We start from the raw sequence: 14,608 nt of genomic DNA, 5'->3' as shown, positions 1-14,608 counted from the left end.
CAGCGGCTGAAGCGACGGAAGACGGTGTTCCATTCTCCAAACAGCTCCGGCAGATCGCGCCAAGGCGAGCCGGTGCGCACGATCCACAGCACCGCCTCGATGAACATACGATTGTCCCGGCCCGAAGAGCCGCGCGTCCGCTCGTCGCCGATGATGTGCGGCGCTATCCGCGCCCACTGCTCATCCCCAAGCACCAGTCGATCAAGAACACCCATCGCTGCCTCATCAAAGGCAGCTTTGAATCACAGATCATTCAGCCCGGGAACCCCAAGAGTCCACACTACCTAGGCCTGCGGCGCCGGCGATCAGCCCCATCTCGATGGAGATGCGCAGGCCGTAGAGAATGGCGGAGAGCAGGTCGCGGCCTTGGGAATCCGTGCCCAGCCAATGCACATAGCCCCCCGTGCCCACATAGCCCGGCGGCCGGCGAGCGTCGCGCAGGGCGAGGCTGGCGAGGTCGTAGGGGTCCTGTGGCGCGACGAGCGGCGCCAGCAGCGCCAGGGCCAGCAGCGCGACGATGATCGCCAGACCGAGGACGGCTGAGCGGTTCTCGCGGAACTCGGTGAAGAAGCGGGCGAGGGGAGAGGCGCCGTCCATCAGGCCCGCCCCTTGCGCAGGCGCGGATCGAGCGCGGCGTAGGACAGGTCCACCACCAGGTTGATGGCGATGAAGAACAGCGCCACCAGCATCAGATAGGCCACCATGACGGGGCGATCCAGCGAAGTGATGGAATCGATGATGAGCTTGCCGAGGCCGGGCCAGGAGAAGATGGTCTCCGTCACCACCGCGAAGGCCAGTGTCGAGCCGAATTCCAGCCCGAACACGGTGACCAGCGGGATCGCGATCAGCCGCAGCACGTGCCGCAGCAGGATGGTGCGTTCGGACAGGCCGGCGGCGCGGGCGAACTTCACCGTGTCTGTCAGCATGATTTCCCGCGTGCCCGAGCGGGCGAGCCGGATCATCAGCGCGAACTTGAACAGGGCGAGGTTGATGGCCGGCAGGACGAGGTGCTGCAGGCCGTCGAGGGTGAGGAAGCTCCATTCGATGCCGAACAGCGAGGCGGTCTCGCCCCGCCCGCCCGCCGGCAACCAGCCGAGCTGCACCGCGAAGGCGAAGATGAGCACGAGGCCGACCCAGAAGGTGGGCACGGAGAAACCGAGGATGGAAAGCGCCATCACCGTCTTGGAAAGCACGCTTGCGGGCCGGTAGCCCGCATACATGCCGAGGGGCACACCGAGCAGCGTGGCGCCCAGCACCGCCGCGAGTGTCAGCTCCAGCGTGGCCGGCAGCCGCGACAGGATGAGCTGGCCGACCGGCATGTTGTAGACGAACGACTGGCCGAAATCGCCGTGCAGGGCGCGGCCGAGAAAGCCGAGATATTGCTGCCAGAGGGGCAGGTCGAAGCCGTATTTGGCGATGGTCGCGGCACGGATGTCCTGCGTGGCTTCCGGGGAGATCAGGAGATCGATGGGGTTGCCGATGGCGAACACGCCGGCGAACACCAGCGCCGACATCTCCAGCACCACGAGAGCCGCCTGCAATAATCTCTGGATCAGGAAGCCGAGCATGGCTCAGCTCATGGCCGCCCGGAGGCGATGAAGCGCAAGCGAGACGTGCCGTAGCCGCACGGCGGCCTCCCAACCCGCATCCAGTTTTTGTCGGCGATGCGCATCGACCCTCCGAAGGCACGAACATCCATCCGCAAAGTACAAGTTGCGGTCGCAAAATAGTTTCGTTTGAAACTTGTTCAGCAGATTGACAGCGACGAAAAGCATCTGTCAAGTTTCACGATGAACGAACTGGCAATGGTCATGTGGACATGGCCGGCGGGAGGCGGGAGATGATGCGCGCGCCTGAGCTTCAGCCCAATCGGGAGGGCGATGCGGACCTGCCGGAGGGCCTCGATCCGCTGATCGCCATCAAGCTGTGGCACAATCCCTGCTGGTTCTCGTTCCGCATCAATTACCTGGCCATGCACTTCAATGTGCCGGTCTATGACTGGATCGAGAAGACCTACGATGTGGTCCGGCCGGAGTTCGTGGTGCTCTACGCCCTCGGGCTGCGCGGCGGGATCGCGGCCAAGGACATCTGTGTCTCCAGCGGTTTTCCCAAGCCCACGATCAGCCGTGCGATCCAGCGGCTGCTGAAGCGCAGGCTGATCCGGCGGGACGGGGATCCGAACGACCATCGCAGCTACGTGCTCCACATCACCCCGACGGGGCAGGAGATCTTCGACGCCGCCATGCCCGTCATGCTGGAGCGCGAGCAGGTGATGCTGTCGCGGCTCACGCCGGGCGAGCGCGGCATGCTGTCGGAGATCCTCGCCAAGATCGTTGTCGATTCACCGTATTGGCCGCACTCAATCGCTACAGAGGAAACCGGATCATGAACGTCGCGCGAACATTCCGAACGCTGTCGCTTGCCGCTTTTCTTGCCTCATCCGCCTCCGGCGCGCTGCTGGCGCAGACGCTGACCATCGGCGTGCGCGCGGGGCCGGCCTCCATGGACCCGCACTTCACCTCCACCGGCGTGCAGGCCGAAGCGGCCAAGCATGTCTTCGACACGCTGGTGAAGTCCGGCGACAATCTGGAGCTGGAGCCGGGTCTCGCTGAAAGCTGGAAGGCGATCGACGACACCACCTGGGAGTTCAAGCTCCGCAAGGGGGTGAAGTTTCATGACGGTTCCGACTTCACCGCCGAGGACGTGAAGTTCTCCATCGAGCGTATTCCGAACGTCACCGGACCCAACCCGACCACGGTCTACATCCGCCGCGTAAAGGAAGTGGAGATCGTTGATCCCCTGACCATCCGCATCAAGACCGATGGTCCCGCGCCCACGCTGCCGAACGATTTCGTCCGCCTGTTCGTGGTTTCCCACAGCGCCGCCAAGGACTTCTCCACTAAGGATACGGCGGGCGAAGGGTTCAATTCCGGCAAGGCGACCGTCGGCACCGGGCCTTACAAGTTCGTTTCCTGGACGCCGAAGGAGGAGCTCGTCCTCACCCGCTTCGATGGCTATTGGGGCGGCAAGGAGCCCTGGGAGAAGGTCGTCCGCAAGGAAATTCCCAATGACGCCAGCCGCGTGGCGCAACTGAAGGCCGGGCAGCTCGATCTCATCTCGCGCGTACCGCCGGCGGACGTGCCGACGCTGGAGAAGGACGCCAAGCTGCGCGTCGCCAAGGCGGACAGCGTCTATCTCTTCATCACGGAGTTCGATTTCCGCGACAAGCCGGCCCTGGTCACCGCCAAGGACGGATCGCCGCTGCCCAAGAACCCCTTCCTCGATCCCAAGGTGCGCGAGGCGTTCGATCTTGCCATCGACCGCGAGACCATCGCCGAGATCGCCATGGAGGGCATGGGCAAGCCCGCTTCGCAGATCGTCACGGATACCATCTTCGGCTTCAACAAGAGCCTGAAGATTACGAAGCCTGATACGAAGAGAGCCAAGCAGTTGTTGGCCGAGGCGGGCTATCCGAACGGCTTCAAGGTCTCGCTCAGCTTCACGACGGACCGCCTGCAGAGCGACGGCGCGGTGGGTGCGAGCATCGTGCAGATGCTGGCCGCCGCCGGCATCGACGCGCAGGCCAATGGCGTGCCGAGCACGGTGTTCTTCCCCGCCCGCCAGCGCGGCGACTACGGCCTTGCCATGTGGGGCTGGGGCACGCTGACGGGCGAGGCCAACTACACGCTGGCCGGCCTGATGCACACCAACACCCCGGCCACCAAGCTCGGCGGCTTCAACGTGCGTGGCTATTCCAACCCGGCGCTGGACAAGCTCATCGAGGCGGCGTCGGTGGAGATGGACGTGGCCAAGCGCCGCGCGCAACTGGAGCAGGCCGAGGCCGTCGTCGCCGAGGACCGGCCGAGCCTGCCCATCGCCTCCATCACCACCGCCTGGGCGATGCAGAAGGGCAAGGTGACCATCGCGCCGCGGGTGGACGAAGACACGCTGGCCATGAATGTGAAGCCGGTCAAATAGGCCGGGGAACGCCTGCGGGCTCCTTCTGAACCGACCCTCGGGCCCGGCGCTCGGAGCGCCGTGCCCGAAAGGATTGCGAACAAAACAGGAATCTGCCAAAGCTGCACACAGCGACGCTGGGATGGGTGGAGTTGGTGGCCGCAACCGCTGCGTATCTTGACGACCTCAATCCCGAGCAGCGCCGCGCGGTGGAGCACGGGGTCGTCGACCAGAAGGCGTCGATCGCGCCGCCATTGCTCATCATTGCCGGGGCGGGGTCGGGCAAGACCAACACTTTGGCCCATCGTGTCGCCCATCTCATCGTCGGCGGGGCGGATCCGCGCCGCATCCTGCTGATGACCTTCTCCCGCCGCGCGGCGTCCGAGATGACCCGGCGGGTGGAGCGCATCTGCAACCGGGTGCTGGCCGGCCAAGGGGGCCTGATGGCCGACGCCTTGACCTGGGCGGGCACCTTTCACGGCGTCGGTGCGCGCGTCCTGCGCGACTATGCCGAGCAGATCGGCCTGGACCCGGGCTTCACCGTTCATGACCGGGAAGATTCCGCCGACCTGATGAATCTCGTCCGCCACGACCTTGGCCTGTCGCGCACGGAAAACAGGTTTCCGGCCAAGGGCACCTGCCTGTCCATCTATTCGCGCGCGGTGAATGCGGAGATGCCGCTGGAGGAGGTGCTGCTGCGGGCTTTTCCCTGGTGTGCGGGCTGGCACGCGCGCGGGAGCTGTTCGCGGGTTATGTGGAGGCCAAGCAGGCGCAGAACGTGCTCGATTACGACGACCTGCTGCTCTACTGGAGCCAACTCGCCACCGACCCTGTGCTGGCGGAGGATCTGGGCGCCCGCTTCGACCATGTGATGGTGGACGAATATCAGGACACCAACCGGCTCCAGGCCTCCATCCTCCTCGGCCTGAAGCCGGGCGGGCAGGGGCTGACCGTGGTGGGCGACGATGCGCAATCCATCTATTCCTTTCGCGCGGCGACGGTGCGGAACATCCTGGAGTTTCAATCCGCCGGCGGAGGTGGTCACGCTGGAGCGCAATTACCGCTCCACCCAGCCGATCCTCGCCGCCGCCAACGCGGTCATCGGCCTCGCCCCGGAGCGCTTCACCAAGAACCTCTGGACCGAGCGCCAGTCGGCCGAGCGGCCCGAACTGGTCAGCGTCCGGGACGAGGCCGACCAGGCCCGTTTCGTGGCGGATCGCGTGCTGGAAAACCGCGAGGTCGGCACCACGCTGAAGCAGCAGGCGGTGCTGTTCCGGGCCTCCCACCATAGCGGGCCATTGGAGATCGAACTCACCCGGCGCAACATCCCCTTCGTCAAGTTCGGCGGGTTGAAGTTCCTCGATGCCGCCCATGTGAAGGACATGCTCGCGACGCTGCGCTTCGTGCAGAATCCACGCGACCGTGTCGCCGGCTTTCGGCTGATGCAGCTTCTGCCCGGCGTCGGCCCCACGACCGCGCAGAGGACCCTGGACCGGATGTCGGCCACACCGGATCCTTTGGCCGAACTGTCGTCCGTCCCGGCTCCGGCGCGGGCCGGAGAGCACTGGACCAGCTTTCTCGCCGTGCTGCGGGCATTGACGGCCGGCGAGGCCGGCTGGCCGGCGGAGTTGGAGTTGGCCCGGCGGTGGTACGAACCCCATCTGGAGCGCATCCATGAGGATGCCGGCACGCGCCTCGCCGATCTGCTCCAGCTCGAACACATCGCGGCCGGCTATCCCTCGCGCGAGCGCTTCCTCACCGAATTGACGCTCGATCCGCCGGATGCCACCAGCGACCAGGCGGGCGTGCCTTCGCTCGACGAGGATTATCTGATCCTCTCCACCATCCATTCCGCCAAGGGGCAGGAATGGAAGTCGGTCTTCATCCTCAATGCGGTGGACGGATGCATCCCGAGCGACCTCGGCGTCGGAACGCCGGAGGAGATCGAAGAGGAACGGCGGCTGCTCTATGTCGGCATGACGCGGGCCAAGGACAACCTCCACCTCGTCACGCCGCAGCGCTTCTTCACCCACGGCCAGGCGGCGCACGGCGATCGGCACGTCTATGCCTCCCGCACCCGTTTCATCCCGGCGTCCCTGCTGGCGCATTTCGAGCCGCGATCCTGGCCCAGGGCTGGGGCCGATGCGCGTGGCCAGCCCGAGGCGCGGCAGGTGCGCATCGACGTGGGCGCGCGCCTGCGCGGCATGTGGCGATAGCCGATCCTTCCCGGTGCCACCTTGCTACCGTGCGACAACGGGCCTGCCCAGGGTTGTCCCCAGCCGTTGTTGTGAGCGGCGCGCGCGTCGGTTAAAGCAGGGCGCCAAATCCGGCAGCGGGGGCGAACCGAGGACGGAAAACATGGCAGAGCTGATCCACCGGGAGGCTGCGGCGCAGCCCCAGGATTTCAGCGGCGAACGGCTGACCGCGTCCATCTCCGGCCAGGTCGAGATCGAGCATTATCACCGCTATCTGCTGGCCCGCGAATTCTGCCGCGACAAGGACGTCATCGACGTCGCCGCCGGCGAGGGCTACGGCAGCGCGCTGCTCTCCCAGGTCGCCCGCTCCGTGGTCGGGGTGGAGATCGACGCGGAGACCGTCGCGGCGGCGCGGCGCGAGTTCGCGCGGCCGAACCTGCGCTACGAGCAGGGCGATGCCCGCGCCATCCCCTTGCCCGACGCCAGCGTCGATGTGGCGGTTTCGTTCGAGACCCTGGAACACATCGCCGAGCACGACCAGTTCCTGAGCGAGCTCCATCGCGTGCTGCGGCCGGGCGGCCTGCTCATCATCAGCACGCCGGACAAGGACATCTATTCCCCTCCGGGAGCGCCGCCCAATCCGTTTCACGTGCTGGAACTGACGCGGCCGGAGTTCGAAGGGCTGCTGCGCCGCCATTTCGCCCATGCGGCATTCGCCGCCCAGCGGGCGCTGATCGGCTCGGTCATCATCGGCCCCGGCGATGATGCGCCGGTGCGGGCCTATGAACGGCGCGATGCCGCCACCATCGAGGGCAGCGGCCATCTGGCCGGCGCGCCGTACCTCGTGGGGTTCGTTTCCGACGCTCCGCTGCCGCCGCTGCCGAACAGCGTCTTCGTGTATCGTTCCGACATCGACACCGACCCCCAGGTCCGGCGCGAGGCCGAACTCGGCTGGCGGGCGGCGGAGGCGCGGGCCGTGGCGGCGGAGCAGCAGCAGGCGCTGCTCGCGGGCCATATGGCCGAGGGGCAGGCGCGGGAGGCCCATGCGGTCGAGGTGATCGGCACCTTGGAGCAGGAGGTGGCAGCCTTGCGAGCCCAGATCCAGCACTGGAGCGAGCGGAGCGCCGAGGACGCCGCGCGCCTGCAGGAGCTTGAGGCGCGTACGCCGTGGAAGGCGCTGCGCGAAGCGGTGGCTGGTCTCGCCGGCGGCGCCAAGCCGGGCGGAAGCCGGCCGAGCTGACGGCGCCGGTCGGCAGGGCGATCCCCCGCCCGTTACTGCGCGGGCAGCCGCGCGCGGGCGGCGGCGACCGCGGCTGGTGGGACGGGGGCGTCGATGCCCGCCCACCGGCGGCGCATGTAGCTCACCAGATCGGCGATGTCCGGATCGGTGAGTAGGTGGCGAAAGCCCGGCATTGGCTGCATGCGGCCGCCTTCGGGGAACGCGCCGCCCGGCAGGCCTTCCAGGACGACGGCCAGCGTGTTCAGCGGGCTGGGGAAGCGCAAGGTGGCGTTCGCCGCCATGCCCGGCGCCACCTGCGCGATGCCCTCTCCCTCCAGCCCGTGGCAGGCCGAGCAGAGCTGGACATAGAGGGCGCCGCCCTTGCCTGTCGACGCTGAGGCGGAGGCCGTGTCCGCCGTACCCGCCGCCTCCAGCGGGCGGGGCGAGGGCTTGGCGTCCCCCACCAGATAGGAGGCCATGGCCAGGGCATCAGCCGGCGTCAGATGCTGCGTGGAATGCTCGAATACGTCCGACATGGCGAACGACATGACGCCGTGCGGGCCGGTGCCCGAGCGGAAATAGTCGGCCAGGCTCTGTGGGGTGAAGCCGAGGCGAGCCAGGGCGGCGGGACTGATGTCCGGCGCATCTACCCCTTCCAGCGGCCCGCCCTTGAGGTAGCGGGAGCGGATCATGCCCATGCTGATGTCACGCGGGGTATGGCATTCCCCGCAATGGCCGAGGGCGTCGGTGAGGTAGCGGCCGCGGTTCCACTCCGGCGAGCGGGCGGGATCGACCCCTTCCGCGCGGTGCGGCAGGTTGACCAGGTTCCAGAAGGTCAGTGTCTGGCGCACATAGGGGAAGGGGAAGCTGTCCGCGCGATTGGGCACCGGCATGGGCGCGCGCGTCAGCATGAAGGCGTAGATGGCGTCCACGTCCTCCTCGGTCAGGTCGCGGTAGGACACGTAGGGCATCGCCGGATAGAGGTGCCGGCCGCCCTTGCCGACGCCGTCGCGCAGGGCGCGGTGGAAGTCCGCCCGCGTCCAGCTGCCGATGCCGGTCTCCGGATCGGGCGAGATGTTGGTGGCGTAGAGCGTGCCGAACGGCATTTCGAAGGCCCGCCCGCCGGCCCAGGGCGCGCCGCCCGGCGCCGTGTGGCAGGCGACGCAGTCCGCCGCCGCCGCCAGATAGCGCCCCTTGGGCGCCAGCGCGGCGATGCGCTCGGCGCTCAGCGGCGTCTTGACCGCCTCGGACACAACCGACCGCTCGAACAGGCCGAGAAGCACCGCCAGCGCGCCCGCGCCGACGAGGACGATGAGAATGGCGAGGGCCAGAAGGGCTTTGCGCAGCATGGCCGCCTATCCCGCCAGCAGGCCGGGCGTGTCCAGGATCACCTGGCGCACCGCCTCGTAATAGCGGACATAGCCGGTACATCGGCAGATATGCGGGGCGAGCGCGGCCTCGATCACGCGCTCCAGATCGTCCCTGCGCACCGGCGTGCGCTTCAGCCGGTCAAGCAGCACGGTCGCAGCGGTCACGAAGCCGGGCGTGCAGTAGCCGCATTGGAAGGCGAAATGCGAGATGAAGGCCTGCTGCACCGGCGACAGGGCCGTGACGGTGCCCTGTCCATCGCGGCTGGCCCAGCCTTCGACCGTATGCACTGAACGGCCGGCGAAGAAGTGGGCCCCGGTGATGCAGGTGCGCATTTCCATCAGCGCGCCGCCGGGTTGGTCCATGGCGATGGTGCAGGCATGGCAGATGCCCTGGCCGCAGCCCATGCGCGAGCCGGTCAGGTTGAGATATTCGTGCAGGAAATCGAGCATCATCATGTCTTCGGGCACGTCGATGGGGCCGACGGCCTCGCCGTTCACGATGAGCGAAAGCGGCTTGGTCTTGAGGGTCACGCCAGCGCCTCCAGGATTTTGTCAGCGGTCACCGGCGTTTCCCGGAAGCGCGTGCCGATGGCGTGGGTGATGCCGTTGAGGATGGCGGGCACGATGGCAATCATCACCACCTCGGCCATGCCTTTCGGCGGATCGGTCTCGGACAGAGGCGGCAGCACCTCGGCGGTCTGCGTCCACACCGCGACATCCTCCGCATGGGGCAGGAGGTAGCGGTTCCAGTTCCACGTGCCGTTTCCGGGGCCGTCCTCATAGAGCGGCAGGTGCTCCAGCAAGGCGTGGCCGATGCCCATGGCGAGGCCGCCCTGGATCTGTCCGGATACCAGTTCGGGGACGATCTGGTTGCCGCATTCGAGCACGGAATGGTGCGACAGCACGCGCACCTTGCCCGATGCGGTGTCGACCGCGACTTCCGCCAGCGTCGCCATGCCCGAATAATAGGTGACGGCCGCATTGTTGCGCTGGACCGGGGGGTAGGTGACCGCGTTGCGCGCGATGAAATGGAAGCCGCCGTCCGTCATCAGGGCGCGGCGCTCCGGCGGCGCGCCGTCGCCGTAGCGCACCGACAGCGCATCGACGGGGAAGGTGGTCATCCCGACCGTCGGCACATCGAACGTGGCCTGCGCCCATTGCCAGCGATTGAAGGTATGGACGCTGACGCCGGTGACCAGCCCCAGGCGATGCGCCGCCTCGGCGAGCCGTTCGAAACTCAGCGGCTCCAGCCCGGCAGCGGTGAGCCGCCCCTGGACGATGCGCGCATCCTCGAACGCCACCGCGAGCGAGGCGAACTGTCCGCCCCCGCCGCCCTGCGACCAGATGGCGAGGGCCGCCGGCCAGAGCGAGAGGCGCAGCAGCGCACGGGCGGCGGCGCGGGTGGCGTGCCCGACGAAATAGACGCTGTTGGAGGCGCTCATGGGCGACAGGAACGTCGGGGTCCAATGCGGGTTGCGCGCCAGCTCCGTCTCCTCGGCCTGGGGCATGGTGTAGGGCTGGTCGGCGGTCACCAGCGGCATCTCGGGCCAGGAGGTCACACCATAGGCGGTTTCCTGCGGCAGCCGGCCGATCTCGCGCGCCACCATCACCGGATGGGAGGTGGTCATGCCGGTGCCCATGTCGTTGCCGTTCTGGCGCATGGCCAGGCGGCCCTTCGCGTCGAAGGCGAGGGTGGTGATGGCCGCCTCAGCTCCGGTGCCGAAATCCTTCTGCACCTGGGCGAAGCCCACGCCGTAACGCCAGCCGGGATGGGCGCGCTCGTAGGCGAGCTTGCTGGCGGCGCGTTCCCGCCAGAGTGTGTGGGTGCGGATTTTCTCCAGCAGTTCGTCCGCCCGCACGCTGCCGGCGGGCACGGCGCCCTGGGAGTTCTTCATGCCCGAACGCAGGACATTCTTCAGCCGGAGCTCGATGGGGTCCATCCCCAGCAATTCAGCCGCCTCGTCCACCAGCAGCTCGGTCGCGGTCATGCTCTGGAGCGTGCCGTAACCGCGCGTCGAGCCGGCATCCACGGCGCGGGAGGCGTGGACGGCGACGGAGAAGTCGCTTTTCGGCAGGTAATAGATGCTCTGCCCGGCGGCGGCAGCCACCGTACCGACTTCCGGAGAGAAGTTGCGCCGACCGCCGCCGTCGCTGCGATAGGCGCCCGTCAGGATCTCGAACCGGCCGGAGGCCTTGTCCACCACCAGCGTCAGGTCCGATCGGAAGGCGTGCCGCTTGATGCCCATCTGGAACTGCGCGTAGCGGTCGTTGGCGAGGCGCACCGGGCGCCCCTCGCCATAGAGCCCGGCGACGACGGCGAGGAAGGGATAGATGGAGTGGTCCTTGGTGCCGTAGCCCACGGTATAGCCGATGGAGAGATCGAACTGCTTGAGGGCGAAGCGCGACTTGGCCACCATCTCCGGCGTGACGCTGGCGACCTCGTAGGCGGACTGGGTGGCGATGACCGCACGCATGATGCCGCTCGCCGGATCGTACCAGACGTTGCCGTTGTCGGCTTCCATGGCCGAGGCGTCGGTGGATTGGGACATATAGCTGCGCTTCAGCACCAGCCGGTCGGCACCGGCGGCGGCGATCTCCGCCTCGATCTGTCCGGCCGCCCACATGGCCCGCCCGGCAGCGTCGCCGTCCCGCGCCGGGGGCGGCCACTGCACCGTGTCGCCCTTGAAGCCGGCGTAGACCGTCGTGCCTTCGAGCGGGGAATACGGGTCCGGATCATCCGGCGTGTTGCCGCCGATGCGCACGAAACGGCTGGCGCTGTAGTTGGCCGGGGTGTCCGGGCCGGTCTGCGCGCCCCAGCGCACCACATCGTCGGCGAAGCGCAGGCGTCGGCGCGCGGCATCGAAACGGGCGAAGTCGTGATAGATCAACAGTCCGACCGGCTGCCCGAGGAAGCGCGGGGTGCGTCCGCGCGGCACCAGGAACATGTCGCCGTAGAAGTCCGGGCCGGGAACCATGTCGCCGTCGGGCGGCGCAAGGCCGTCACGTACCAGATCGTCTCCCAGCACCAGCCGGTCAGGTTGCAGGTCCTCGCCGAGGCGGCCGAGGTCGAGGCCAGCGAAGGCATGGTCAGCCCGTGTTCCGCGGATCAGGAAGGCGTGGCTCTGGGCCGCCGGCCAGCCGGGCATGTCGCGGGCGCGATAATCGCGGGAGAAGGACTTGTCGCCGGTGACCTTCGCCACCGCATCGATGCGGAAGCGCGGGTGCCCCTCCGGGGTCGCCCAGGCCGGCTGGCTGTCGCGGGCTTCGGTGATGACGTCCGATCGCGCCGGAGCGCCGATGAAGCCGATGCGCACGGCAATGCCGGAAAACACGCCGACCTTCAGGAAACCTCGGCGCGTCAGACCCGAAACCATGCCCACCCCTCCCGCCGGTTCTGATGGTGCCGGCTGCGCTTGCAAGAGGTATCACGCGGCCTTTAAATTGGAAAGCTGGCCGGGGTTTAATTGTATTTGAGAACAGTGATCTTTGGTGGAGAAATACTTTCGTCTGCATATACAGGCGCGTGTCTTTCTGTCTGCGGGGCGGGGATGCCGCGCATTCGCAACAGTCGGTTCATGTGGCGCCCGGTTTCAGTTCTTGAGACCATCGTTCTTTGAGGCATCGTTCCCGTGCACGCCGGCCGGGGCCGCGTCATAGAGCGGGCTTCGGGCGCGGATGGCCGTTGAGAAATCCACGTCCGGCGACAGGGCTGGATCCTGCCGCGCGAGGATCGCCGCGCGCTTGGTCTCGTCAAGCGGCAGCGAGGTCAAAAGGACATCATGCGCATAGAGGTAATCAGGCAGATAGCCGGACAGCAGGATCCGCCAGTCGGCGGGAATCCCCGGCTCCACCAGCCGCGCCAGCTGGAAGATGACCGTGGTGCAGTTGGTGGTGAGGGTCTGGTAGAACTGCGGCTGCCGGGCCAGCGCGTTGCTCGCCTGAAGATAGGATAGGAACAGCTTGCGGGCCTGTTCGGGCGTGACGCGCAACGGGAAGAGCGAGACCTGTTCGCCGCGGACGTCCGTGCGCAGGCGAATGATGTCGGCTTCGTCGGCGGCGATGATCGCCAGCTCGAACTCCTTGAAGAAGCCACCGATTTCCGAGAAGGATTCATTCCGCTCCCGGCGAATCTCCACCGAGAAGACGACGTGCCGGCCGTCTGAAAAGCCGAAGCTGATAAGGGTGTGGGCGATGGCGGGATTGCCCCAGACGGAGCTGACGAGATCGACGGAGGTGAGCGCGTCCAGCGAATAGCGCCGCGTCTCCCAGCGTGGCGAGAATGCCGTCTCGGTCCGCCAGTCGAAGTTGCGCACGTCATGGATCACGACGGTCGCTCCGTCGATGTCGGCGGTTGCCGTGTGGGCAACGTCGGGGGCCCAGTCGCGGTCGTTGGACGGGCGAATGGTGAGCCACCAGGCCGCCGTTGCCGCCAGCATCAGCGCCAGGAGCAGCCATGCGCTCCGCCGGTGTTTCAGGCCGATATAAAGCACGGCGCCGGACAAGACGGCGACTGCTGCGGCGGCCGGCCAGAACACAGACCGCGGGGTCTGAAAATGCAGCGCGGTGATCGTCCAGGCGACCAGCAGCAGCATGGCGCCGCCGAGAAGCGCGAAGCCGGCGCGGGAATTCCGGCGCCCCGTTGCGCCGGCCGACGGCGATCCCTGCTCAGTCACCTGCGATCGCCCTGCCGACAAGGCCGAACGGCGTCGACAGCGTCGTGCCGACCGCGTCGAAGATGAAGGCGCCGGCGCGCCGCAGCTCATGGCCCGCGCCCGGCTGCGCCCCCTCGGCCAGACGCGGGTAGAGCGCGGCAAGGCTGACGAAGCGGTCGTGGTTGAGTGGATCGGAGGCCTTTAGGGTGGAGATGTCCACGATCTGGATGTTCGCCTTGAGCGCGGCTTCCTGGACCCGGGGATCGTCGATGTCGATGGAGCCGACGCGCGGCCGCTCTCCCGCGATCCGCCCGGAGAGCGACAGCGCCACGTCGTCCCGCGCGACCAGCAGGGTCATCGGCGGCGAAAGCGGCCCGATGACCGCCATCTGGGCGCGAAAGACGTCCACGTCGATGTCCGGTGCCGCGAGCACCACGTCCAGGCGGCTGATGACGGCGTTCCGCCCGGTGAGACGGAGCTGGCGCAGCGCCTCCACCACCAGCCAGCCGCCCATGCTGTGGCCGACCACGGTGATCTCGCCCCTGTCCGGCCGGTGCGCCAAGAGGGTCAGCAGGTCCACCAGCGCATCGCGGGAATAGGTCACCGCTTCCTTGTCGGCGACATAGCCGGTGACTTTCGCCTCGGACGGCCAGGCGAACAGGATGGGCACGCCGCCGATGTCGGCATCCGCCGCCAGTTGCGCGAGGCGGTAGAGCGATTCCTGGAAATTGTAATTGTAGCCGTGGACGAAGACGAGGGTACGCGCCGGCCGGTGAGCCGCGCCACGCGCCGCCGTCTTCTGCGCGAAGGTCGCGCGATTGAGGACGCTCTGCTGGATCGTGGCGAAGCTGGTGGCGGGATCGACCGGCCCATTCGGCCATTCAATCTGTCCCGCCTTGTGGGGCGGCGGGATTGAGATTTCGAACGCCGCATAGGCGGTCTCCCGCCCCCGGGCGCTGGTGAAGACGTTGCTGTCCGGTTTTTCCCGCTGCCGGGTGGTCGCCACGTAGACGGTCACGACCTTGGTGCCGAGGATCGTCAGTGGAGTGGTATCCAGCACTTCCGGTCCCGGCCGGGGCGCGCAGGCTGCGACCAGGACAGCCAGGAGCAGCACAGCGGAGAACCGGACGGAGAGAAGATGCATGCGACCCGTCTTCATGCGCCTTCCGGCCCCCGTCTGCGGCTTGGTCCCAGGTGCCGGGGGCATCCGGTCCC

Annotated in this window: 11 protein-coding genes and 1 pseudogene; 4 read left to right on the top strand and 8 right to left on the bottom strand. The window is 67.5% G+C overall.

Annotation, left to right across the window (positions count from 1 at the left end; all coding sequences use genetic code 11):
• From YU1_RS27525 to YU1_RS0102340, 3 genes are all read right to left on the bottom strand, one after another.
• Positions 1 to 215: transposase (locus YU1_RS27525; RefSeq protein WP_035713436.1), on the bottom strand; the 215-nt coding region annotated here is incomplete at its 3' end.
• A gap of 34 nt (positions 216 to 249) precedes the next feature.
• On the bottom strand, positions 250 to 597 hold the full coding sequence (locus tag YU1_RS0102345) for a hypothetical protein (RefSeq protein ID WP_029002709.1): 348 nt from the start codon (positions 595 to 597) through the stop codon (positions 250 to 252).
• Entirely contained in the window at positions 597 to 1,568 is a 972-nt protein-coding gene (locus YU1_RS0102340) for an ABC transporter permease (protein ID WP_029002708.1), read from the bottom strand. The genes YU1_RS0102345 and YU1_RS0102340 overlap by 1 nt, the downstream gene beginning before the upstream one ends.
• A gap of 272 nt (positions 1,569 to 1,840) precedes the next feature.
• Here YU1_RS0102340 and YU1_RS27520 point away from each other — a divergent pair, with 272 nt between their 5' ends.
• From YU1_RS27520 to YU1_RS33915, 4 genes and pseudogenes are all read left to right on the top strand, one after another.
• Positions 1,841 to 2,389, top strand: a complete 549-nt coding sequence (locus YU1_RS27520) for a MarR family winged helix-turn-helix transcriptional regulator (RefSeq protein ID WP_156921907.1) — start codon at positions 1,841 to 1,843, stop codon at positions 2,387 to 2,389.
• Positions 2,386 to 3,978, top strand: a complete 1,593-nt coding sequence (locus YU1_RS0102330; RefSeq protein WP_029002707.1) for an ABC transporter substrate-binding protein — start codon at positions 2,386 to 2,388, stop codon at positions 3,976 to 3,978. The genes YU1_RS27520 and YU1_RS0102330 overlap by 4 nt, the downstream gene beginning before the upstream one ends.
• A 131-nt stretch (positions 3,979 to 4,109) precedes the next feature.
• A pseudogene (locus YU1_RS27515) lies at positions 4,110 to 6,173 on the top strand (ATP-dependent helicase).
• A 142-nt stretch (positions 6,174 to 6,315) separates the two neighbouring features.
• Entirely contained in the window at positions 6,316 to 7,392 is a 1,077-nt protein-coding gene (locus YU1_RS33915; protein ID WP_051356372.1) for a class I SAM-dependent methyltransferase, read from the top strand.
• Between the two features lie 32 nt (positions 7,393 to 7,424).
• Here YU1_RS33915 and YU1_RS0102315 read toward each other — a convergent pair whose 3' ends face one another.
• The 5 genes from YU1_RS0102315 to YU1_RS0102295 all read right to left on the bottom strand — a co-directional run bounded on the left by YU1_RS0102315 (position 7,425) and on the right by YU1_RS0102295 (position 14,537).
• Positions 7,425 to 8,720, bottom strand: a complete 1,296-nt coding sequence (locus tag YU1_RS0102315; RefSeq protein ID WP_051356371.1) for a cytochrome c — start codon at positions 8,718 to 8,720, stop codon at positions 7,425 to 7,427.
• Between the two features lie 6 nt (positions 8,721 to 8,726).
• Positions 8,727 to 9,272, bottom strand: a complete 546-nt coding sequence (locus YU1_RS0102310; protein ID WP_029002705.1) for a (2Fe-2S)-binding protein — start codon at positions 9,270 to 9,272, stop codon at positions 8,727 to 8,729.
• A complete protein-coding gene (locus YU1_RS0102305; RefSeq protein ID WP_029002704.1) occupies positions 9,269 to 12,115 on the bottom strand; it encodes a xanthine dehydrogenase family protein molybdopterin-binding subunit in 2,847 nt (948 codons plus the stop codon). Before YU1_RS0102305 ends, YU1_RS0102310 begins: the two co-directional genes overlap by 4 nt.
• A gap of 216 nt (positions 12,116 to 12,331) precedes the next feature.
• Complete coding sequence (locus tag YU1_RS27505; RefSeq protein ID WP_245263204.1) at positions 12,332 to 13,414, bottom strand: Lnb N-terminal periplasmic domain-containing protein; 1,083 nt, start codon at positions 13,412 to 13,414, stop codon at positions 12,332 to 12,334.
• Complete coding sequence (locus YU1_RS0102295; protein WP_029002703.1) at positions 13,407 to 14,537, bottom strand: alpha/beta hydrolase; 1,131 nt, start codon at positions 14,535 to 14,537, stop codon at positions 13,407 to 13,409. Before YU1_RS0102295 ends, YU1_RS27505 begins: the two co-directional genes overlap by 8 nt.
• Positions 14,538 to 14,608 lie beyond the last annotated feature (71 nt).

It is taken from the genome of Azorhizobium doebereinerae UFLA1-100, assembly GCF_000473085.1.
In the GTDB taxonomy this organism is placed as follows: Bacteria; Pseudomonadota; Alphaproteobacteria; order Rhizobiales; family Xanthobacteraceae; genus Azorhizobium; species Azorhizobium doebereinerae.
Note: the sequence above shows the minus strand (reverse complement) of the source record. Positions and strands in the feature narration are given on the sequence as shown.

Excerpts from the sequence above, each read along its gene's own strand:
- YU1_RS0102315 (WP_051356371.1), bottom strand. The coding sequence starts at position 8,720 with ATGCTGCGCAAAGCCCTTCTGGCCCTCGCCATTCTCATCGTCCTCGTC.
- YU1_RS0102330 (WP_029002707.1), top strand. The coding sequence starts at position 2,386 with ATGAACGTCGCGCGAACATTCCGAACGCTGTCGCTTGCCGCTTTTCTT.
- YU1_RS0102295 (WP_029002703.1), bottom strand. The coding sequence starts at position 14,537 with ATGCATCTTCTCTCCGTCCGGTTCTCCGCTGTGCTGCTCCTGGCTGTC.
- YU1_RS0102340 (WP_029002708.1), bottom strand. The coding sequence starts at position 1,568 with ATGCTCGGCTTCCTGATCCAGAGATTATTGCAGGCGGCTCTCGTGGTG.
- YU1_RS0102305 (WP_029002704.1), bottom strand. The coding sequence starts at position 12,115 with ATGGTTTCGGGTCTGACGCGCCGAGGTTTCCTGAAGGTCGGCGTGTTT.
- YU1_RS33915 (WP_051356372.1), top strand. The coding sequence starts at position 6,316 with ATGGCAGAGCTGATCCACCGGGAGGCTGCGGCGCAGCCCCAGGATTTC.
- YU1_RS27520 (WP_156921907.1), top strand. The coding sequence starts at position 1,841 with ATGATGCGCGCGCCTGAGCTTCAGCCCAATCGGGAGGGCGATGCGGAC.
- YU1_RS0102345 (WP_029002709.1), bottom strand. The coding sequence starts at position 597 with ATGGACGGCGCCTCTCCCCTCGCCCGCTTCTTCACCGAGTTCCGCGAG.